Source organism: Streptococcus sp. HMSC056C01, assembly GCF_001811305.1.
Classification (GTDB): domain Bacteria; phylum Bacillota; class Bacilli; order Lactobacillales; family Streptococcaceae; genus Streptococcus.
In genome coordinates this window covers 106779-127154 of record NZ_KV804181.1, presented here as the reverse complement: position 1 = coordinate 127154, position 20376 = coordinate 106779, and the positions used below count along the sequence as shown (strand labels likewise).

At 40.7% G+C, this 20376-nt stretch carries 21 protein-coding genes; 18 read left to right on the top strand and 3 right to left on the bottom strand.

Features of this window, described 5'->3' with window-relative positions:
* Positions 1-196 precede the first annotated feature (196 nt).
* Entirely contained in the window at positions 197-1234 is a 1038-nt protein-coding gene (locus HMPREF2795_RS00655) for an aldose epimerase family protein (protein ID WP_075227929.1), read from the top strand.
* A 147-nt stretch (positions 1235-1381) separates the two neighbouring features.
* Here the strand turns inward: HMPREF2795_RS00655 and rnjA are convergent, their stop codons facing one another.
* The gene (gene rnjA, locus HMPREF2795_RS00650) at positions 1382-3061 is read right to left on the bottom strand and encodes a ribonuclease J1 (protein ID WP_045762525.1); all 1680 of its coding nucleotides are present in this window, start codon (positions 3059-3061) and stop codon (positions 1382-1384) included.
* 1 nt (position 3062) lies between these two features.
* A complete protein-coding gene (locus HMPREF2795_RS00645; RefSeq protein ID WP_000639568.1) occupies positions 3063-3296 on the bottom strand; it encodes a DNA-dependent RNA polymerase subunit epsilon in 234 nt (77 codons plus the stop codon).
* A gap of 399 nt (positions 3297-3695) precedes the next feature.
* On the opposite strand from HMPREF2795_RS00645, the gene HMPREF2795_RS00640 reads away from it, so the two are divergent.
* From HMPREF2795_RS00640 to dltD, 14 genes are all read left to right on the top strand, one after another.
* Entirely contained in the window at positions 3696-3902 is a 207-nt protein-coding gene (locus HMPREF2795_RS00640; protein ID WP_075227928.1) for a hypothetical protein, read from the top strand.
* 111 nt (positions 3903-4013) lie between these two features.
* Positions 4014-4697 carry a tRNA (adenosine(37)-N6)-threonylcarbamoyltransferase complex dimerization subunit type 1 TsaB gene (tsaB, locus tag HMPREF2795_RS00635; RefSeq protein WP_075227927.1) on the top strand — a complete coding sequence of 228 codons (684 nt, stop codon included), beginning with the start codon at positions 4014-4016 and terminating at the stop codon, positions 4695-4697.
* Positions 4694-5131, top strand: coding sequence for a ribosomal protein S18-alanine N-acetyltransferase (gene rimI / locus HMPREF2795_RS00630; protein ID WP_000569843.1), 438 nt, complete (start codon positions 4694-4696; stop codon positions 5129-5131). The genes tsaB and rimI overlap by 4 nt, the downstream gene beginning before the upstream one ends.
* Positions 5121-6131: a tRNA (adenosine(37)-N6)-threonylcarbamoyltransferase complex transferase subunit TsaD gene (gene tsaD, locus HMPREF2795_RS00625; RefSeq protein ID WP_075227926.1), complete on the top strand. Its 1011-nt coding sequence runs from the start codon at positions 5121-5123 to the stop codon at positions 6129-6131. Before rimI ends, tsaD begins: the two co-directional genes overlap by 11 nt.
* Before the next feature lie 66 nt (positions 6132-6197).
* A complete protein-coding gene (locus tag HMPREF2795_RS00620) occupies positions 6198-6809 on the top strand; it encodes a hypothetical protein (protein WP_007554427.1) in 612 nt (203 codons plus the stop codon).
* A 117-nt stretch (positions 6810-6926) separates the two neighbouring features.
* On the top strand, positions 6927-7622 hold the full coding sequence (locus HMPREF2795_RS00615; RefSeq protein ID WP_075227925.1) for an AzlC family ABC transporter permease: 696 nt from the start codon (positions 6927-6929) through the stop codon (positions 7620-7622).
* The gene (locus tag HMPREF2795_RS00610; RefSeq protein ID WP_045762538.1) at positions 7612-7935 is read left to right on the top strand and encodes an AzlD domain-containing protein; all 324 of its coding nucleotides are present in this window, start codon (positions 7612-7614) and stop codon (positions 7933-7935) included. The genes HMPREF2795_RS00615 and HMPREF2795_RS00610 overlap by 11 nt, the downstream gene beginning before the upstream one ends.
* 102 nt (positions 7936-8037) lie before the next feature.
* Positions 8038-8880, top strand: coding sequence for an amino acid ABC transporter substrate-binding protein (locus HMPREF2795_RS00605; protein ID WP_075227924.1), 843 nt, complete (start codon positions 8038-8040; stop codon positions 8878-8880).
* A 153-nt stretch (positions 8881-9033) separates the two neighbouring features.
* Complete coding sequence (locus tag HMPREF2795_RS00600; protein ID WP_000694516.1) at positions 9034-9888, top strand: MetQ/NlpA family ABC transporter substrate-binding protein; 855 nt, start codon at positions 9034-9036, stop codon at positions 9886-9888.
* A 122-nt stretch (positions 9889-10010) separates the two neighbouring features.
* Positions 10011-11384: a M20 family metallopeptidase gene (locus HMPREF2795_RS00595; protein ID WP_075227923.1), complete on the top strand. Its 1374-nt coding sequence runs from the start codon at positions 10011-10013 to the stop codon at positions 11382-11384.
* Entirely contained in the window at positions 11377-12438 is a 1062-nt protein-coding gene (locus HMPREF2795_RS00590; RefSeq protein WP_000085697.1) for a methionine ABC transporter ATP-binding protein, read from the top strand. Before HMPREF2795_RS00595 ends, HMPREF2795_RS00590 begins: the two co-directional genes overlap by 8 nt.
* A 1-nt stretch (position 12439) precedes the next feature.
* Positions 12440-13132 (top strand): methionine ABC transporter permease, encoded by a 693-nt coding sequence (locus tag HMPREF2795_RS00585; protein WP_000818851.1) that lies wholly within the window; start codon positions 12440-12442, stop codon positions 13130-13132.
* Between the two features lie 323 nt (positions 13133-13455).
* Positions 13456-14610 (top strand): D-alanyl-lipoteichoic acid biosynthesis protein DltB, encoded by a 1155-nt coding sequence (dltB, locus tag HMPREF2795_RS00580; RefSeq protein ID WP_075227922.1) that lies wholly within the window; start codon positions 13456-13458, stop codon positions 14608-14610.
* Between the two features lie 37 nt (positions 14611-14647).
* Positions 14648-15820 carry a D-alanyl-lipoteichoic acid biosynthesis protein DltD gene (dltD, locus tag HMPREF2795_RS00575; protein ID WP_075227921.1) on the top strand — a complete coding sequence of 391 codons (1173 nt, stop codon included), beginning with the start codon at positions 14648-14650 and terminating at the stop codon, positions 15818-15820.
* 178 nt (positions 15821-15998) lie between these two features.
* Here dltD and HMPREF2795_RS00570 read toward each other — a convergent pair whose 3' ends face one another.
* Positions 15999-16568 (bottom strand): MptD family putative ECF transporter S component, encoded by a 570-nt coding sequence (locus tag HMPREF2795_RS00570; protein ID WP_075227920.1) that lies wholly within the window; start codon positions 16566-16568, stop codon positions 15999-16001.
* A gap of 131 nt (positions 16569-16699) precedes the next feature.
* On the opposite strand from HMPREF2795_RS00570, the gene HMPREF2795_RS00565 reads away from it, so the two are divergent.
* The 3 genes from HMPREF2795_RS00565 to hisS all read left to right on the top strand — a co-directional run bounded on the left by HMPREF2795_RS00565 (position 16700) and on the right by hisS (position 20358).
* The gene (locus HMPREF2795_RS00565) at positions 16700-17551 is read left to right on the top strand and encodes an Rgg/GadR/MutR family transcriptional regulator (RefSeq protein ID WP_075227919.1); all 852 of its coding nucleotides are present in this window, start codon (positions 16700-16702) and stop codon (positions 17549-17551) included.
* 189 nt (positions 17552-17740) lie between these two features.
* The gene (locus tag HMPREF2795_RS00560; protein WP_075227918.1) at positions 17741-18988 is read left to right on the top strand and encodes an MFS transporter; all 1248 of its coding nucleotides are present in this window, start codon (positions 17741-17743) and stop codon (positions 18986-18988) included.
* Positions 18989-19068: 80 nt separating this feature from the next.
* On the top strand, positions 19069-20358 hold the full coding sequence (gene hisS, locus HMPREF2795_RS00555) for a histidine--tRNA ligase (protein WP_075227917.1): 1290 nt from the start codon (positions 19069-19071) through the stop codon (positions 20356-20358).
* The last annotated feature ends 18 nt before the right edge of the window (positions 20359-20376 follow it).

Below are 20376 nucleotides of genomic sequence, written 5' to 3'. Positions count from 1 at the left end.
AGGTTCTTCAAACAACAGCTACTTCATGGACTGACCGTGTAGAAGCATAGAACGGAAATAGAAGGAACTACTTTTGTTAAGAAAATATTTATGGTTTCTTGACAAAGGTGTCTGTAAATCATACAATAAAACCATAGAACGTGAATGCGCTTTCTATGGTTTGTTTACTTAATTGAAATAGAAAAAGGAGAGAAGGATGAAAGCATACACAGAACGTGTATTTGGGAAAGTTGATGACAAGGATGTCCTCGCTTACCGTTTTGAAACGGAGGCAGGCTACCAACTGGAAATTATGACCTATGGAGCAACAATTTTACGCTATGTAACTCCAGATAAGGCTGGCAATTTTGCCAATGTTATTCTTGGTTTTGATGATTTTGAAAGCTATGTGGGCAATAGCCCTAAACATGGAGCAAGTGTAGGTCCAGTTGCAGGTCGTATCGCAGGTGCAACATTTGAACTCAATGGGAAGACCTATGAACTCGAAGTTAACAATGCTAGCAACTGTAACCACAGTGGCTCAACTGGTTGGGATTCTAGCTTGTTTGAGCTAGTCGAAGTGAGTGACCATGGTTTGACTCTTTACACAGAAAGAGCAGACGGGACTGGAGATTTCCCTGGAAATCTTAAGATCTGGATTAGCTACAACTTGGAAGAAAGTGGTGCCTACGAAGTTAGTTACAAGGTAACGACAGACCAGGATACCTTGGTCAATCCAACTAATCATAGCTATTTTAACTTGTCAGGTGATTTCACTCAGACAGTTGACCGCCATGTCTTCCAACTGAATACAGAGGGTATTTATCCAATTGCTCCTGATGGTGTTCCAGCTAAAACCCCAGATGCTAATCGTGATGTGGTCAAACATATCTATAATGGTGCCTTGTTGAAAGATATCTTTGCAGAAGAAGATGAGCAAATCCAACTCGTATCTGGTTTGGACCATCCATTTGCGCTACCTGCAGGACATGACAATGCTGGTTTCCTTTATGATCAAAACTCAGGTCGTTTCTTACTCTTTAAGACAGAGGCTCCTTGCTTTGTGGTCTACACAGCAAACTTTGTGGATGAGAGTGTCATCATCGCTGGTCAGCCAATGATTCAGCACAATGGAATTGCTCTTGAAGCACAAGCTTTACCAGATGCTATTCATAGCGATCTTAAAGACCAAGTCATCCTCAAAGCAGGTGAAACTTTCACCAGCAAAACTCGTTATGAACTTGTCGTGAAATAATAAAAATTCTCTGAAGTCATAGGATTTCAGAGAATTTTTTCTTATACTCAATGAAAATCAAAGAGCAAACTAGGAAGCTAGCCAAAGGCTGTACTCGAGTACGGCAAGGCGAAGCTGACGTGGTTTGAATTTGATTTTTGAAGAGTATTATTCTTCATCTGGTGTGAGAATCATTGGAATGATGATTGGTTCACGTTCAGTATTTTCGTAAAGGAATGGTCGAATGGCATTTACGATAGCGCCATTTACAGACTGGACGCTGGCATCCTTGTTTTTCAATGCGATACGAATGGCATTGAAAAGGATACGTTGGCTTTGGCGAATCAAGTCGCCGGACTCTCTCATGTAGACAAATCCACGGCTGAGAATATCTGGTCCAGATAGAATCATCTGAGACTTGAAGTCAACGGTTGCGACAGCCAGTACAACACCATCTTCAGATAGATCGCGACGATCTTTAAGCACAGCTGCACCGATTTCACCGATACGATTACCATCGACGTAGATATCCTGGGCGTTAAAATGACCTGCGATACGAGCAGAATTTGCAGTAAGGGCAAGCACATCACCGTTGCTCATGATAAAGATATTGTCCTTCTCAACTCCAGTATCTACGGCAAGTCCAGCGTGGACTTTTTGCATGCGATATTCACCGTGAACAGGCATGAAGTATTTTGGTTTGATGAGGCGGAGCATGAGTTTTTGCTCTTGCTGGCCACCGTGTCCAGATGTATGGATATTGTTAATCTTACCATGGATAACTTCAACACCAGCTTCAGAAATGATGTTAATCAATTTGTTGACGCTAGTGGTGTTTCCTGGAATTGGGCTAGATGAGAAGATAACGGTATCACCAGGTTGGAGTTGCACCTGACGGTGGGTTCCGTTAGCGATACGAGAGAGAGCAGCCATAGGCTCACCCTGACTTCCCGTACAGAGGATAAGAATCTCACCCGCAGGGTAGTCTTTGATTTCATTTGGCTCGATGAAGGTTCCTTTAGGCGCCTTGATGTAGCCAAGCTCGATTCCGTTAACAATGGCCTTTTCCATAGAGCGCCCAAAGACAGCAATCTTACGCCCGGTCTTAACAGCGGCTTCCGTTGCTTGTTGGAGACGGAAGATATTTGAGGCAAAGGATGCAAAGATGATACGTCCCTCGATACCTTGGATGATCTTCATGATCGACTGGCCGACAACCTTTTCAGAGTTTGTAAAGGTTGGCACTTCAGCATTGGTCGAGTCAGAGAGTAAGCAAAGCACTCCGTCTTCACCTAGGGCTGCCATACGGTGCAAGTCTGCAGGTTCCCCAACTGGTGTAAAGTCAAACTTGAAGTCTCCCGTACAAACGATTTTCCCTTGAGGTGTATGGATGACGATTCCCAATGGCTCTGGAATCGAGTGGGTTGTTCTAAAGAAGGTTGCTTTAAGGTTTTTAAAGGTCAACTCTGTGTTGTGGTTGATTTCGTGAAGTGTAGCATTGCGCAAAAGTCCATGCTCTTCGAGTTTGCCACGGATCAAGGCAAGGGCCAGTGGACCAGCATAGATAGGGATGTTTGCTTGCTTGAGCAAGAAAGGAATCCCTCCGATATGGTCCTCGTGTCCGTGTGTAATCAAGAGAGCCTTGACACGGTCGATATTTTCTACAATATAAGAGTAATCAGGGATAACGTAGTCGATACCAAGTAGGTCATCCTCAGGGAATTTAATCCCTGCATCAACGATGATAATTTCGTCTTGGTATTCGATACCATATGTGTTTTTTCCGATTTCTCCTAGACCACCAATGGCAAAAACGCCGACTTCTTCTGGTTTAAGAGTGTAGGCCATATTAGAACTCCGTAATTTCGAATGCGCCAGTTTCTTTTTCGTAGTCTAGCAATTTGTCAGACAAGAGTTCGATATACTCGATATTATATTCTGGACGATTTTCTTCGACAAGTTGGCGAGCAGCGATACGTCCTTCAAGTTCTGAACTAGCATCGATGTCTAAGTATAGTGAGCGTGTTGTTTCACGACGTGGGCTACGGTCTTTTGTTTCTTGATAAAAAACTTTGTAAATCATATGTTTCCTTTCTGCTTTCAGGTCAGCTATATTCAAAAATGCTCAGTTTGAAGCTGGTTTGATTCCAGTTCATTTTTTGTCTTTATTGACCTTGATTCGTTACAATTATCTCAATTATAACATAAAAAGGGGAATTAGTAAAAGCAGGAAACATGAAAGTAAGGAGCTTGAAATGGGTTTCATTATACCTTGTATAAGTATTTGAAGACATCCGATGCAAGTGCTATAATAAAGTTAGAAAAGAGGTTTTTCTTGATTAAGGAGGACTAGCTATGCTTGATTTTGTGTTTCACCTATTTGGATGGAAATTCTACATACTGCTACAACTGCTTGGGCTCCTTTTCGTTAGATGATGATTTTGAAATATTTGCCTTTAGAATTGGAGAAAGGAGGCTCTCTATGTTTCAACTAGCTATCGCGATTCGTCTCTTGGTATTTGCTGTTTTTGTTGCTTGTGTTTACGGTGGCAATTTAGTATTTGTTCGGCTGGAACATAGAAAAATAGCTGTACACTGGAAAATTCTCTTTGTAACACTGTACTCTATCTTCCTCCTTCTTGTAACCTATGTGGTCTGGCTTGTATTTTACTTTGGTTTGAATGCTTAAGTTCTTGTCCTGCCTGTTTGGCAGGGCATTTTTGGTTTCAAAACAAAGAAAATTCCCATGTGTCGGCTTTTGTAGTATAATAGTAAACAGACAAAAAGATAGGAATGTGTTATGAAAGTATTAGCTTTTGATACGTCCAGCAAGGCTCTTTCTCTTGCTATTTTAGAGGACAAGCAGCTTCTTGCCGAGACGACAATCAATATCAAAAAAAATCACAGTATTACCCTTATGCCAGCCATCGATTTTTTGATAGCTAGTCTAGATTTGACGCCCAAAGATTTGGATCGAATCGTTGTAGCAGAGGGGCCAGGTAGCTACACAGGTTTGCGAATCGCGGTAGCAACTGCCAAGACATTGGCTCATACCCTGAACATTGAGTTAGTGGGGATGTCTAGCCTTTTGGCTCTGGTACCAAGCCAGCAAGTAGGTCTTTTAGTACCTTTGATGGATGCGCGTCGCAACAATGTTTACGCAGGATTTTATGAAAATGCTCAGCCTGTCTTTCCAGAGGCGCATCTGTCCTTTGCAGAAGTTTTGGAGCAAGTCAAAGATGCTGAACAAGTCACTTTTGTTGGTGAAGTGGGAGCCTTTGTGGAGCAGATTCAAGAACAACTACCACAGGCTAACTATCAGGAAACCTTGCCAAATGCAGCGAATCTAGCCCTCTGGGCTTGGGATAAGGAAGCAGACTCCTTGCATGACTTTGTGCCAAATTACCTCAAGCGTGTAGAAGCTGAGGAAAACTGGCTTAAGAATCACACCGAGTCTGGCGAGTCTTACATTAAACGCCTATGATAGAAATTAAACGAATCCAACAACAGCCTGATTTGGCACAAGTCATCTATGCTGTCATGGTAGATGTATACCCAGTCAGTCCTTGGACTCTGGAACAAATCCAAGCAGACCTGTCCCAAGACCAGACCTGGTATGCTCTAGCTTATGATGGGGAAGAAGTGATTGGCTTTCTAGCTGTGCAGGAGAATCTATTTGAAGCAGAAGTCCTGCAAATTGCTGTCAAAAAAGCCTATCAAGGTCAGGGAATCGCGTCAGCCTTGTTTGCTCAATTAACGACAGATAAGGAGATTTTCCTCGAAGTCAGAAAGTCAAATCAACGAGCACAGGCATTTTATAAGAAAGAAAGAATGGCAGTCATCGCTGAGAGAAAGTCCTACTACCATGATCCAGTTGAGGATGCCATTATCATGAAGAGAGAAATAGATGAAGGATAGATATATTTTAGCATTTGAGACATCCTGTGATGAGACCAGTGTCGCCGTACTGAAAAACGATGACGAGCTCTTATCCAATGTCATTGCTAGTCAAATTGAAAGTCACAAACGTTTTGGGGGCGTAGTTCCTGAAGTGGCTAGTCGTCACCATGTTGAGGTCATTACAGCCTGTATCGAGGAGGCGCTGGCAGAAGCAGGGATTACAGAAGAAGATGTAACAGCTGTTGCGGTTACTTATGGACCAGGCTTGGTCGGAGCCTTGCTTGTTGGTTTGTCAGCTGCCAAGGCCTTTGCTTGGGGACATGGACTTCCGCTGATTCCCGTTAACCACATGTCTGGCCACCTCATGGCAGCTCAAAGTGTGGAGCCTTTGGAATTCCCCTTACTAGCTCTATTAGTCAGTGGTGGACACACAGAGTTGGTCTATGTTTCTGAGGCTGGTGATTATAAGATTGTTGGTGAAACCCGTGATGATGCGGTTGGTGAGGCCTATGATAAGGTCGGACGTGTCATGGGCTTGACCTATCCAGCAGGTCGGGAGATTGATGAGTTGGCTCATCAAGGTCAGGATGTTTATGATTTCCCACGTGCCATGATTAAGGAAGACAATCTGGAGTTTTCATTTTCAGGTTTGAAGTCTGCCTTTATCAATCTTCACCACAATGCCGAGCAAAAGGGAGAAAGCTTGTCCAAGGAAGACCTATCTGCTTCTTTCCAAGCTGCAGTCATGGATATTCTCATGGCAAAAACTAAAAAAGCCTTAGAGAAATACCCTGTTAAAACCCTCGTTGTAGCTGGTGGTGTAGCAGCAAACAAAGGATTAAGAGAACGCTTGGCAGCTGAAATCACTGACGTCAAGGTTATCATTCCACCTCTGCGTCTTTGCGGGGACAATGCAGGCATGATTGCCTACGCAAGCGTTAGTGAGTGGAACAAAGAAAACTTTGCAGGATTGGAGATAAATGCCAAACCTAGCCTCGCTTTTGATACTATAGAATAAAGAGTTAGCCTAGAGTTAACTCTTTTATCTTGGACAAATGACCGATTTTTTTTGTATAGTAGAAATATGAAATTTACAAAAATAATCAGTAGTCTGCTTGTACTTGGAACTTTCCTCCTGATTCTAATAGCTTGTCAGACTTTTTCCAAGACGCAACTGGTCGTGTTTGAGTCACTTTCATTTTATATGCCTACGAAGTCTTTTGAAGAAGCGTTTGGAGAACCAAATGAAGTAGTGGAAGAAACAGCAACTGGCTATCGAGATACTTGGCATGCAGAAGACCCTTATCTCTATAAAACAGGGCGTCTTTTTTATAATTATGACAAGGTTAATTGGAAGAATTATAGCGGTCGAGCAATCTTCACCTTTTCAAAATCGCATCGTTTACAAGAAGCGACGATTTATTTTCCGATGCCTTCTAAAGCGCAACAGAAAGAAATATTTTATCACATGACCCAAGATATAAAAGCAGAAATCGAAGCTCTACCAAACTTTCAGTCCTTGAAAGTTGATGCCTTGGCAGGTGATGATGTTGGTTATCGATTTAAGGTCAAGTTAAAAGGGCAGAGAGAAGAACTCTGGGTTGATGTTTACCCGATAGAAAATGAATATGTTGAAAAACCTGAAGTTGACAAATATCCTATTCGAGTGGATCAATTTCGAATGTATCCTGGATGAGTACTTTTTACTAGCTTCAAACTCTAAACTTTTTTCTATTTTACGAATATGTTATAATAATGTTTGCTGTGACTGTTTGGGAAACAGTTGCTGAAGGAATGATTAGTGAGGAAGTCTATGAAAGAAAAAGGATTTTGGGAGGGTGTGCAGGCTGCGGTGCCGACGGCTCTGGGCTATGTTAGCATCGGCCTTGCCTGTGGCATTATCGGTTCGCCCTATGTGACACCACTAGAAATGGGCCTGATGAGTCTCTTTGTTTATGCTGGGAGTGCCCAGTTTGCCATGATAGCTTTGATAGCAGTTCAAGCGCCTGTGGCAGCCATTGCCATGACGGTCTTTTTGATCAATTTGCGTCTATTTTTGTTGAGCTTACATGCGTCTACCTATTTCCGTCATACCAGTCTCTGGCACAATATCGGTATGTCCAGTCTTTTGACCGATGAGACCTATGGCGTTTTGATGGGCGAGTTGGTGCATACGGATAAGGTCAATCCTATGTGGATGCACGGGAACAACCTTAACAGCTATGTAGCTTGGTTTGTCGGGACTGTTGTCGGAACTGCTCTAGGTGGACTTCTACCAAATCCAGAGATTTTTGGCTTAGATTTTGCCCTAGTGGGGATGTTTATTGGGATTTTTACTTCCCAGTTTCAGATTATGCAAAAACGGATTCCTTTGCGCAATCTCTTCATAATTTTAGCAGTTGTAGCTGTATCTTTCTTTTTGCTCTTGACGGTGGTGTCTCAGTCATTAGCTGTTCTGTTTGCGACCTTGCTAGGTTGTACCATGGGGGTGGTCTTGGATGGTCAGTAAGTATATTTTATTAGCAATTGTCTTTTCTGGCTTGGTGACTTGGATTCCAAGAATGATTCCTTTTATCCTAGCCAAGTACAAGGGTTTGCCGCCTATCGTAGAGCGCTTTTTGAAATTTCTACCAGTTTCTATTATCTTTGCCTTGATTCTTTCAAGTGTGGTGACAGGAAAAGTTGGAAGCCTTCCGCAAATAAAGTGGTTAGACTTTTTAGCAGTCTTTCCAACGGCCTTTGTAGCCTTTCGTTACCGCAATCTGGTAGGGACTGTTCTCTTTGGAGTGGTCTTGATAGCAGTCCTACGTTTGGTCTTTTAATCAGCCATAAAGAAAACCTATCACAAATATAGAAATCATATAATAGCGTAATTCCTTTTTTTCTGTTAAAATAAGACTATATTCTATTTTGGAGGAAATATTATGAAGAAAATTATTAAATATTCATCACTTGCTGCTCTAGGGCTTGTAGCCGCAGGTGTATTGGTAGCTTGCTCAGGCAGTGAAAAGAAAGATGCTGCATCTGGTGAAGCAACATCTAGTAAAAAAGAAATTATCGTTGTAACCAATGCTACACCAAAACCATTCAACTATGAAGAAAATGGCGAATTGACTGGTTACGAGATTGAAGTGGTTCGCGCTATCTTTAAAGATTCTGACAAGTATACTGTCAAGTTTGAGAAGACAGAGTGGTCAGGTGTTTTTGCAGGACTTGATGCTGATCGTTACCAAATGGCTGTTAGCAACATCAGCTACACTAAAGAACGTGCTGAAAAATACCTTTATGCAGCTCCAACTGCTAAAAACCCTAACGTTCTTGTAGTGAAAAAAGATGACTCTAGCATCAAATCGTTTGATGATATCGGTGGAAAATCAACAGAAGTTGTTCAAGGAACAACATCTGCTAAACAGCTAGAAGACTACAACAAACAACACTCAGATAACCCAACTATCCTTAACTACGTTAAAGGGGACTTCCAACAAATCATGGTACGTTTGAGTGATGGCCGATTTGACTACAAGATTTTTGATAAAATCGGTGTAGAGACAGTCATCAAGGACCAAGGTTTGGATAACTTGAAAGTTATCGAACTTCCAAGCGACCAACAACCTTACGTATACCCACTTCTTGCCAAAGGTCAAGATGAGTTGAAGGCATTTGTGGACAAACGCATCCAAGAATTATATAAAGATGGAACCCTTGAAAAGCTATCTCAACAGTTCTTTGGCGGTTCTTATCTGCCAGCAGAAGCTGATATTAAATAAATTTTTAAATCATCCATTCTCTGGTAGATGGATGATTTTCCATTCTGTAGGTATATAGTTTCAAACTATAGGTCTTCCTATCTATTAACAATTTGCGAAATCAAATAAAGTATGAGATACTATTACGGTATTATTTTTAAAGGAGAAAGAATCATGAAAATCAAAAAATGGTTAGGCGTAGCAGCTATCGCTACAGTAGCAGGCCTTGCACTTGCAGCTTGCGGAAATTCAGACAAGAAAGCAGACAATACAACTACAGTTAAAATTGCGACTGTTAACCGTAGCGGTTCAGAAGAAGCACGCTGGGACAAAGTCCAAGAATTGGTTGAAAAAGACGGAATTAAATTGGAATTCACAGAGTTTACAGACTACTCACAACCAAATAAAGCAACTGCTGATGGTGAAGTAGACTTGAACGCTTTCCAACACTACAACTTCTTGAACAACTGGAACAAAGAAAACGGTAAGGACCTTGTAGCGATTGCAGATACTTATATCTCACCAATCCGCCTTTACTCAGGTAAAAACGGGGAAGAAAACAAGTACACTAAAGTGGAAGAAATCCCAAATAACGGTGAAATCGCAATTCCAAACGATGCTACTAACGAAAGCCGTGCCCTTTACCTTCTTCAATCAGCAGGTTTGATTAAATTGGATGTTTCAGGAACTGAACTTGCTACAATCGCAAACATCAAAGAAAATCCAAAGAACTTGAAAATCACTGAGTTGGATGCTAGCCAAACAGCTCGTTCATTGACATCAGTTGATGCAGCAGTTGTAAACAACACTTTTGTTACAGAAGCAAAATTGGACTACAAGAAAGCACTCTTTAAAGAGCAAGCTGACGAAAACTCAAAACAATGGTACAACATCATCGTTGCGAAAAAAGATTGGGAATCATCACCTAAAGCTGATGCAATCAAGAAAATTATCGCAGCTTACCACACTGACGAAGTGAAAAAAGTCATCGAAGAAACTTCAGACGGCTTGGATCAACCAGTTTGGTAATAAACACAGGGAGGTGGGAGAGATTTTTTCCACCTCTTGCTTTTATATAGAGACTAAAGAAAAGGAACATCCACTTGTATTGATTCCAAAGGTACAAGTCCTAGTAGAAAGGTAGAGAGAAAATGGTTTTCCCTAGCCAAGAAGAACAAATTGAAAAGTTTGAAAAGGATCATGTGGCGCAACATTACTTTGAAGTTTTGCGGACCTTGATTTCTAAAAAATCAGTCTTTGCCCAACAAGTCGGCTTGAAAGAAGTGGCTCGTTATCTAGGCGAGATCTTCAAGCGTGTAGGTGCAGAGGTCGAGATTGATGAGAGTTATACGGCACCCTTTGTCATGGCGCATTTTAAAAGTTCACGCCCAAATGCCAAGACTATCATTTTCTACAACCACTATGACACAGTACCTGCGGATAGCGACCAAGTCTGGATAGAGGATCCATTTACGCTTTCTGTGCGTGATGGCATCATGTATGGACGCGGGGTTGATGATGACAAGGGACATATCACTGCCCGCTTGAGTGCTCTTAGAAAATACATGCAGCATCATGATGATCTACCAGTCAATATCAGTTTCATCATGGAAGGAGCTGAAGAGTCTGCCTCTATGGACTTGGATAAATATCTAGAAAAACATGCGGACAAGCTTCGTGGTGCAGATTTATTGGTCTGGGAACAAGGAACCAAAAATGCCTTGGAACAGCTAGAAATCTCTGGTGGGAACAAAGGAATTGTAACCTTTGATGCCAAGGTCAAGAGTGCCGATGTGGATATCCACTCTAGCTATGGCGGTATTGTAGAGTCAGCGCCTTGGTATCTGATTCAAGCCTTGACCAGTTTGCGAGCTGCAGATGGACGTATTTTAGTTGAGGGCTTGTACGATGAGGTTCAAGAGCCTAATGAACGAGAGTTAGCCTTGGTTGAAACCTATGCTCAACGCAATCCAGAGGAAATCAGCCAGATTTATGGCTTGGAATTGCCACTTTTACAAGAGGAACGTACAGCCTTTCTAAAGCGTTTCTTCTTTGAACCAGCACTCAATATCGAAGGGATTCAGTCTGGTTATCAGGGGCAAGGAGTTAAAACGATTCTACCAGCAGAGGCTAGTGCCAAGCTAGAGGTTCGTTTGGTTCCTGGCTTGGACCCACATGATGTTTTGGAGAAAATCCGGAAACAACTAGACAAAAACGGCTTTGATAAGGTAGAATTATGCTATACCTTGGGTGAGATGAGTTATCGAAGCGATATGAGTGCACCATCTATTCTCAATGTTATTGAGTTAGCCAAGAAATTCTATCCACAGGGCGTATCTGTCTTGCCGACTACAGCTGGGACAGGACCTATGCATACGGTCTTTGATGCCTTAGAAGTACCTATGGTTGCCTTTGGTCTAGGAAATGCTAATAGCCGAGACCATGGTGGAGATGAAAATGTGCGAATCGCAGATTATTACACCCATATTGAATTAGTAGAGGAGCTGATTAGAAGCTATGAGTAGAGATATTATCAAGTTAGATCAGATCGATGTGACTTTTCACCAAAAGAAAAGAACCATCACAGCGGTCAAGGATGTGACTATTCACATCCAAGAAGGGGATATCTACGGAATCGTTGGATATTCTGGGGCAGGGAAATCAACCCTAGTTCGTGTGATTAACCTCTTGCAAAAACCATCTGCAGGTCGAATTACTGTAGATAATGATGTAATTTTTGATGGCAAGGTTACCTTAACTGCTGAGCAATTACGTCATAAACGTCAAGATATTGGGATGATTTTCCAACACTTTAACCTTATGAGTCAGAAAACAGCAGAGGAAAACGTAGCCTTTGCCCTCAAACACTCTGGGCTCAGCAAGGAAGAAAAGAAGGCTAAAGTAGCTAAATTGCTCGACTTGGTGGGCTTGGCTGACCGTGCCGAAAACTATCCTTCACAACTATCTGGAGGTCAAAAACAACGTGTGGCTATTGCGCGTGCCTTGGCCAATGATCCAAAAATCTTGATTTCAGACGAGTCAACTTCAGCTCTTGACCCAAAGACAACGAAACAAATCTTGTCACTCTTGCAAGAATTGAACCGTAAACTAGGTTTGACCATTGTCTTGATTACACACGAGATGCAGATTGTCAAAGACATTGCTAACCGTGTGGCAGTGATGCAGGATGGTCGCTTGATTGAGGAAGGTAGCGTTCTTGAAATCTTCTCTGATCCTAAGCAACCATTGACTCAGGACTTTATCTCAACTGCGACAGGTATTGATGAAGCTATGGTCAAGATTGAGAAACAGGAAATCGTAGAGCACTTATCTGAAAACAGCATTTTGGTACAACTCAAGTATGCAGGCGCTTCTACAGATGAGCCGCTTTTGAATGAATTGTACAAGCACTACCAAGTAACAGCCAATATTCTCTATGGAAACATTGAAATTTTGGATGGTACTCCTGTAGGTGAACTTGTGGTTGTCTTGTCAGGAGAAAAAGAAGCTTTGATAAGCGCTCAAGATGCCATTCGTCAGGCTGGTGTGCAACTAAAAGTATTGAGGGGAGGACAGTAAGATGGCAGAATTGATTAAAGCATACTTACCAAACGTCTACAAGATGGGTTGGTCTGGTCAGGCTGGCTGGGGAACAGCAATCTACTTGACCCTTTATATGACGGTTCTTTCCTTCCTCATCGGAGGTTTCCTAGGGCTGGTTGCAGGGCTTTTCCTTGTCTTGACAGCTCCAGGTGGTGTCTTGGAAAATAAAGTTGTTTTCTGGATTTTAGACAAGATTACCTCTATCTTCCGTGCGGTGCCATTTATCATTCTCTTGGCTGTCTTGTCACCCTTCTCTCATCTAATCGTAGGGACAAGTATCGGACCAAATGCGGCTATTGTACCCCTATCTTTTGCAGTCTTTGCCTTCTTTGCTCGTCAGGTACAGGTGGTATTGGCAGAGCTAGATGGCGGTGTCATCGAGGCAGCTCAAGCTAGCGGAGCTACTTTCTGGGACATCGTAGGTGTTTACCTATCAGAAGGTCTACCAGACTTGATCCGTGTGACAACTGTGACCTTGATTTCACTAGTTGGTGAAACAGCTATGGCGGGAGCGGTCGGAGCAGGTGGTATCGGTAACGTAGCTATCGCCTATGGATTTAACCGTTTCAATCATGATGTAACAGTCCTTGCGACACTCATCATTATCCTGATTATCTTTACAATTCAGTTCTTGGGAGACTTTTTGACCAAGAAATTAAGTCATAAATAAAAAAAGAGCCAGCTAGCTCTCAGATTGAAGAAAAAGTCAATTTTGGACAATTTTCTTCAATCTTTTTCTTTTATTAGAGAAAATAAAAAAACTCTTAAAAATAGCATGTTTCAGCATTTCTAAGAGTTTTCAAGATGTAGTAAAATTACCGAAAGGGTTTGTCTACCTACTGAGAGCTGTGTGGTTCTTTTTATAAACTATATTTGTTATTCAAGTGGAATAAACTTTTGGAAGTATGGTATAATGAGAAAGCATATTTCGATATGACTAAGGTAGTGATCTATCTGTAGAGAATTATGAAATGATAAAGGAGTTCGGCTAGTATGAATTATTTTGAGGGGAATGAGTTTTTCCTTCTATTGTTTGTAGTTTTACTGATTGGCTTTGTTTTAAACTACTTTGGCCAGCGTAAGGATTATTATATTTTAAGTCTGTCAATTTTATTTGCAGGAGCCATCTATGGTAAGAGTAAAGCCATGGTCGTTTATCTATTGGCTTTCATTATCTACCAATATGTCCTAGTTTTCATAGCACAAAGAATGGACTCAAAACGGTTGAAACCTCTAGTTATATTATCCATTTTACCTTTAGTGGTCAATAAAGTCTTTGCTATAACCCAGCTACATTTGTTGGCTTTTATTGGGATTTCCTACATGTCCTTTAAGACCATTCAGATCATGCTAGAAATATCGGATGGTTTAATCAAAGAAAGAATCAGTGTAAAAGATTATCTGCAGTTTCTACTCTTTTTCCCTACAGTTAGTTCTGGACCAATCGATCGTAGCAGAAGATTTCTAAAAGAGATCAACGAAGTCATGCCTAGAAAGGACTACCTAGAGTTAGCAGGGGATGGTATTTATCGCATCGTTTTAGGCCTTTTCTACAAGGTTGTTTTATCAACCTATGTTTACCAGATGCTACTTGCTCTAAGTAATACTGGTACAGTTGTCTACTCAATCAAATATATGTACCTGTATACTCTTTATCTGTTCTTTGACTTTGCGGGGTATAGTTTGATGGCCGTTGGAAGTAGCAACATTCTAGGTATTCAGACACCGATGAATTTCAATAAACCTTTCTTGAGTATTGATATCAAGGATTTCTGGACTAGATGGCACATCACCTTGTCAACATGGTTGAGAGATTTCGTATTTTCAAGAGTTTTGATGCAGGTTATCAGAAAAAAATGGTTTAAGAATAGATTACACAATGCAGCCTATGCCTATATGGTCAACATGTTGGTTATGGGATTTTGGCATGGAATTAGTGTTAGCTACATCGCTTATGGTTTTTACCATGGAATCTTGATGTCTGGATTTGAAATTTATCAAAAGAAAAGCACTTTTTATAAGAAACATAAAAATAAAACTTGGTACAAGCTAATAAGTTGGTTTGTGACCATGAATTTAGTTATGGTTGGCTTCTTTATCTTTTCAGGTGAGCCTTATAAGATAATGATGGCAATTCTAAGTAGATAAAGAGATCTGCTAAAATAAGGAGATTGGACAAAACAAGATGATTAAGTTAAAAGCATTTTTACTTTCGCTTGTGCTCGTAATTGCGACTCTTGCTCTTTTAAATGTGACATATGTCAAGAAGATTGACGACTATTATAAAGTCAAGGACAATAGTATTCGCTACAGCACTTCTTATGAAAAGTATAAAAGTAGAGATATTCTAACAAATAATATCACTCCCAATACACTAGTTCTAATGGGTTCCTCAGAGTTAGTTGCGACGATAAATGAAGAATATCATCCCAATAAAATCTTTAACTACAATGATTTTAATATTATGCAGATAGGAACCAGTTACTCTCAAAATATCATTCAAGCTACAACCTTGAGCTCGATTGAGGGGGCTATGAGTAAGCGAAAAGTAGCCATTGTAGAGTCTGTTCAATGGTTCGAAAAGGATGGGACTCATCAAGACGCCTTCTTAAACAAGGCCTCTCAGGAACATATTTTTCACATGCTAGATAACGAGAAAATCAGTAAGGAAACCAAAGAAAAACTGATTAATCGCATTATTGAGATTACCAAAGGAAACAAACAACAAAATGATATCTATAAAAAGTATAAAAGCTATTTTATAGAAGGAAAAGGGACAATCGTTGATAAAAAACTGTTGGAGCTTGACAATGCAGTTTATTCCTTTAAACTTAAACGAAAATTCTATGAAAATCATGCCAAATCAGATTATCCTTCATTAGGAGATAAAACACCTACCTATAATTGGGAACAGATGACAGAGCAATTTGTAGCAGAAGTTAAAAAGAAAACAGACAACAATGATTACGCTGTGGATAACAACTACTACAATACTTATTTGAGAGACCGCTATGCTTCGTTGAAAGATTCTAACAAAGACTTAAGCTACATAGAGTCACCAGAGTATTCAGATATGGAACTCTTCTTGACAGTTGCAAAGGAATTGGGAATTGAAGTTGAAGTCATTATCTTTCCTGTAAATGGTAAATGGAATGATTACACAGGTGTTTCACGAGAAATGCGTGAAGAAACTTACAAAAAAATAGAAAATATTGCCAAAAACCACGGTGCTACGGTGTTAAACTATGGAAATAAAGAGTATGAAGATTACTTTTTATTTGACGTGATGCACGTTGGGGTGAAAGGATGGATGGAAGTTGAAAAAGAACTTTACAAATTTGCAAATGAAACTAACTGACACACATCGTTTACTATTGTGGACCTTGTTTTTCTACACAGTTATTTTAAGCATCGTAATCTACTGTTTTGTGACCGATTTTTCGAACATTCAAGATTTCATCTATAGTGAATTTTAAATATTTCATTAAAAAAAGCCCCTTGTCTCAAATAAATATTAGAGACAAGGGGCTTTTTTGTTACTGTTTATGTGTTAATTTCTTACTCAGCGCTTGTCCAATAAGGGAACCGAGTAGAGCACCGATAAGGACGCTTGCTACAAAGAGAAGAATGGTAGTGAGATTTGGCGCGACCATGATGCGATCGATATAGTCCTGAGATTTTCCACGAGCAACTAGGGTTGCTATGTAAGCTTGAGGTGTCAACCACATGAGTAGGATGGGACCAGTAGTACCAAAAGCAAAAACTAGGAAGGAAAGAAGGTTCTTGACCTTATCTTTGCAGTGGCCAAGATGAGCAATGCCATCTGCTGCAAGACCGCAGATGATTCCTGGAAGAAAGGCACCAGCACCATGCTTACTCCCGAGGAAAAAGAGAGAAATCACAAGCCCAATCGTTGTAATCGCTCCAAAACGAGGCACTTTTGCTAAAAGGATCATATAGACGCTACCACCCACAAGAGCAGAAAAGGCAGGGGCGTAAAACATATTTCCAGTGTGGTCGACAAGGTTTCCTAGTAGAACTCCTACTCCGATGCAGAGAAAGTAGACAAGGGCAGCTACAAGGGTCGTCAAGATATTCTTTTTCATAAATTCTCCTTCGTATATCTGATGTTTTTCATTGTACCATGCTTGGCTCAGATTGTAAATGCTGGTTTGGAACTAGTATTTATTAGGAAATGTGGTAAAATAGGAAAAAATAAAAGACGAGTGGTAAGAGGATGAAGAATTTAGGAAAAGTTTTTAAAGAGTTACGAGAATCAAGAAAAATTTCCTTGAGAAAAGCAACAGGTGGACGCTTTTCAGCATCCTTATTGTCGCGTTTTGAAAATGGTCAGAGTGAAATATCTGCTCCAAAGTTAATCACAGCTTTGGAGAATATTCATGTGAGTATGGAAGAATTGTTATTTTTGGCGAGAGGTTTTCATCAGGATGCCTATTCTGAATTTAGAAATAGAATCTTTGAGGCTATCGACCCTCAAGATTTGACATCCTTGCGCACTATCTACCAGAGAGAATATCAACGACTTCCTTTTTCAAAGGATAGACAGCAACACATTCTCAATGCTATTTTGATAAAATCCTATATGAAAGCTATTGATGAGACGGTTACATTGACCTCTGAGGAAGAAAGAGTCCTACATGATTATCTATTCTCTGTTGAAATTTGGGGGCTCTATGAACTTTCGTTCTTTTCTTCCTGCTCTCCTCTTTTATCAGTCCAGCTTTTGACAAAGTATACTCGGGAAATGTTGCGGAAGTCAGATTTCTTGCAAGGAGTGGGGAAAAATCGGAATATGATGCACACCTTGCTCCTCAATGGTTTTATGGCCTGTATTGAAGTTGATGATGTTACCAATGCCCTCTATTTCAAAAAACAAATTGAACAGAACTTCTTTGAAGAAAATGAAACCTATTTTCGAATAGTCTACCTATGGGCAGAAGGTTTGCTTGATAGTAAGCAAGGAAGAGTAGAGGAAGGGCAGAGAAAAATGGAGGACGCTGTCCGTATTTTTGAAATGATTGGTTGTAGCAAATCTGCAGATTATTATAGGAGCGCCATAGAGTGTTGAATATCTGCAACTGGATAAATGAAATTGAAACGATAGGACTGGGAAGATACCAATTAACATTAGACAAATTCTAGCGTTTTCGTTATTCGTTCAATCTGTTGCATATATTCAAAAAAGTATTCTTGAGGGATTCTTGATGCTATACTAGAACTACTATAAAAGCAGAATGTGAGAAAGAAAGGAATCTATATGAAACTATTACTACGAAATCAAGCATACAGAGTTTTGAGCTTATCACGATTTTTCAATGCTTTTGGTGCTTCCATTTTTAACTTAGTATTTGTGGTCTATGCCTCGACTTTGCCAGAGGCTTCTGTTGCCGTTGCCATGGCGAATGTTGTGATGATGCTTCCAACTCTTTTTACAGTTTTTGTGGGAATTCGGGCAGATTATACCAAGGACAAGGTTAAATGGATGACCTATGTCGGTTTATTTCAGGCGGTTTTATTTTTTCTAGCAGCCCTAGTTGTTCAGCAAGCTAGTTTCTTTGCCTTTTCGACCCTTTGCCTCATCAATGTCCTTAGTGATGTAGCCAGTGATTTTGCTGGTGGCTTGCGAATGCCTCTCGTTAAAGAAAAGGTAGCAGAGTCAGATCTGATGGAGGCCTATTCCTTTTCGCAGTTTATTACCTACATCTCTGCGATTGGCGGCCAAGCTTTTGGAGTTTGGCTATTAGGGGTGTCAACACAGAACTTTTCGCTCGTAGCGGGAATCAATGCCATATTTTTCCTAGTGTCAGCTCTCATTCTCTTTTTAGGAAGGGCTGAATTAAGCTTATCAACTCAACTTGTTGATAGTAAATCACTGAAAAGTGAGAAACTTTCTATCAAAGATCAGTTTTTAACGATTTACCGAAACTTACGTCTCGTTTTTCTTAAAAGTGGACAGAAAAACTTTGGTTTTATGCTCTTTGCTATCTTGATTATCAATGCTTTGGGTGGTGCCTTAGGTGGTATCTATAACATCTTCCTTTTAAATCATTCATTACTGGATTTCTCCTACAAGAATGCCTTGTTTATCTTACAATTGACTACCTTATTAGCAGTTATCATCAGTAGCCTTACTGGAAATGATTATTTTGGGAAGCAATCTTTACCTAGATTGATGATGTGGGTCACATTAGGAGCCAGTCTAGTTGGTCTATCTAATTTGTTAAACCAAGTCTTGCTCGGGATGATTTTCGTCTTTTTTACCATGTATGTTTCTGGGAAAATTTCTCCAAAAATTAGTGCTCTGCTCATGAAAAATCTTGCTCCAGAGGTTCTCTCTCGTACCAGTAATTTTTTAGGTTTGTTGTTTACTCTATCTATACCAGTGGGGACGGCCTGTTTTTCACTGGTGGCGGTATGGGATATACAGTTGACTTGGATACTTTTCGTAGGTCTTTCTCTGATAGCTATTCTTCTGACAAGTCTCAATCTCAAAAATGAAATTTAGGTGTTCGTCTTCTTTTCAGACTGTCCCAATCCCTTCATTTATGGTAAAATAGGACTATTAAGTTATAAAGAGGATTCCCTATGAAATTACAAAAGCCAAAAGGAACACAGGATATTTTACCTGCTGAGTCTGCCAAATGGCAGTACGTTGAAGGATTTGCGCGTGAAATCTTCAAACGCTACAACTATGCAGAAGTACGCACGCCTATTTTTGAGCACTACGAAGTCATCAGTCGTTCGGTTGGAGACACAACTGATATCGTAACCAAGGAAATGTATGACTTTTACGACAAGGGTGACCGCCATATCACTCTCCGTCCAGAGGGAACAGCACCAGTTGTTCGTTCTTATGTGGAAAATAAACTCTTCGCACCAGAAGTTCAAAAACCAAGCAAGTTCTACTACATGGGGCCAATGTTCCGCTATGAGCGCCCACAAGCAGGTCGCTTGCGTCAATTCCACCAGATCGGTGTGGAGTGCTTTGGTTCTAGCAATCCAGCGACAGATGTGGAAACAATCGCTATGGCAGCCCACTTTTTGAAAGCAATCGGTGTTCAAGGGGTCAAACTCCACCTCAACACTCTTGGAAATCCAGAGAGCCGTACGGCCTACCGTCAAGCCTTGATTGACTATTTGACACCACTTAAGGAGATCTTGTCTAAGGATAGCCAACGTCGCTTGGAGGAAAATCCTCTCCGTGTTTTGGACTCTAAGGAAAAAGAAGACAAGGTGGCAGTAGAGAATGCGCCGTCTATCTTGGATTACCTTGATGAAGAAAGCCAAGCCCACTTTGCTGCTGTCCGTCAGATGCTGGAAAATCTTGGAGTAGATTACATCATCGATACCAATATGGTTCGTGGTTTGGACTACTACAACCACACGATTTTTGAATTCATCACTGAGATTGAGGGCAATGCCTTGACAGTCTGTGCAGGTGGTCGCTACGATGGCTTGGTTGCCTATTTTGGTGGTCCTGAGACTGCTGGATTTGGTTTTGGACTTGGTGTAGAGCGTCTGCTTCTCGTCCTTGAAAAGCAAGGTGTGTCTCTCCCTATCGAAAACGCCCTAGATGTCTATATCGCCGTTCTCGGTGAAGGAGCAAATCTTAAAGCCTTGGAGTTGGTACAAGCTCTTCGCCTACAAGGTTTCAAAGCAGAGCGTGATTACCTCAACCGTAAACTCAAAGCGCAATTCAAGTCAGCCGATGTTTTTGCTGCTAAGACTCTTATCACTCTTGGAGAGAGCGAAGTCGAAAGCGGACAAGTGACAGTCAAGAACAACCAAACTCGAGAAGAAGTTCAAGTTTCACTTGAAACTATTATCCAAAACTTCTCAGAAATCTTTGAAAAATTAGGATTTTATACTCAATGAAAATCAAAGAGCAAACTA

Excerpts from the sequence above, each read along its gene's own strand:
- HMPREF2795_RS00655 (WP_075227929.1), top strand. The coding sequence starts at position 197 with ATGAAAGCATACACAGAACGTGTATTTGGGAAAGTTGATGACAAGGAT.
- rnjA (WP_045762525.1), bottom strand. The coding sequence starts at position 3,061 with ATGGCCTACACTCTTAAACCAGAAGAAGTCGGCGTTTTTGCCATTGGT.
- HMPREF2795_RS00645 (WP_000639568.1), bottom strand. The coding sequence starts at position 3,296 with ATGATTTACAAAGTTTTTTATCAAGAAACAAAAGACCGTAGCCCACGT.
- HMPREF2795_RS00640 (WP_075227928.1), top strand. The coding sequence starts at position 3,696 with ATGTTTCAACTAGCTATCGCGATTCGTCTCTTGGTATTTGCTGTTTTT.
- tsaB (WP_075227927.1), top strand. The coding sequence starts at position 4,014 with ATGAAAGTATTAGCTTTTGATACGTCCAGCAAGGCTCTTTCTCTTGCT.
- rimI (WP_000569843.1), top strand. The coding sequence starts at position 4,694 with ATGATAGAAATTAAACGAATCCAACAACAGCCTGATTTGGCACAAGTC.
- tsaD (WP_075227926.1), top strand. The coding sequence starts at position 5,121 with ATGAAGGATAGATATATTTTAGCATTTGAGACATCCTGTGATGAGACC.
- HMPREF2795_RS00620 (WP_007554427.1), top strand. The coding sequence starts at position 6,198 with ATGAAATTTACAAAAATAATCAGTAGTCTGCTTGTACTTGGAACTTTC.
- HMPREF2795_RS00615 (WP_075227925.1), top strand. The coding sequence starts at position 6,927 with ATGAAAGAAAAAGGATTTTGGGAGGGTGTGCAGGCTGCGGTGCCGACG.
- HMPREF2795_RS00610 (WP_045762538.1), top strand. The coding sequence starts at position 7,612 with ATGGTCAGTAAGTATATTTTATTAGCAATTGTCTTTTCTGGCTTGGTG.
- HMPREF2795_RS00605 (WP_075227924.1), top strand. The coding sequence starts at position 8,038 with ATGAAGAAAATTATTAAATATTCATCACTTGCTGCTCTAGGGCTTGTA.
- HMPREF2795_RS00600 (WP_000694516.1), top strand. The coding sequence starts at position 9,034 with ATGAAAATCAAAAAATGGTTAGGCGTAGCAGCTATCGCTACAGTAGCA.
- HMPREF2795_RS00595 (WP_075227923.1), top strand. The coding sequence starts at position 10,011 with ATGGTTTTCCCTAGCCAAGAAGAACAAATTGAAAAGTTTGAAAAGGAT.
- HMPREF2795_RS00590 (WP_000085697.1), top strand. The coding sequence starts at position 11,377 with ATGAGTAGAGATATTATCAAGTTAGATCAGATCGATGTGACTTTTCAC.
- HMPREF2795_RS00585 (WP_000818851.1), top strand. The coding sequence starts at position 12,440 with ATGGCAGAATTGATTAAAGCATACTTACCAAACGTCTACAAGATGGGT.
- dltB (WP_075227922.1), top strand. The coding sequence starts at position 13,456 with ATGAATTATTTTGAGGGGAATGAGTTTTTCCTTCTATTGTTTGTAGTT.
- dltD (WP_075227921.1), top strand. The coding sequence starts at position 14,648 with ATGATTAAGTTAAAAGCATTTTTACTTTCGCTTGTGCTCGTAATTGCG.
- HMPREF2795_RS00570 (WP_075227920.1), bottom strand. The coding sequence starts at position 16,568 with ATGAAAAAGAATATCTTGACGACCCTTGTAGCTGCCCTTGTCTACTTT.
- HMPREF2795_RS00565 (WP_075227919.1), top strand. The coding sequence starts at position 16,700 with ATGAAGAATTTAGGAAAAGTTTTTAAAGAGTTACGAGAATCAAGAAAA.
- HMPREF2795_RS00560 (WP_075227918.1), top strand. The coding sequence starts at position 17,741 with ATGAAACTATTACTACGAAATCAAGCATACAGAGTTTTGAGCTTATCA.
- hisS (WP_075227917.1), top strand. The coding sequence starts at position 19,069 with ATGAAATTACAAAAGCCAAAAGGAACACAGGATATTTTACCTGCTGAG.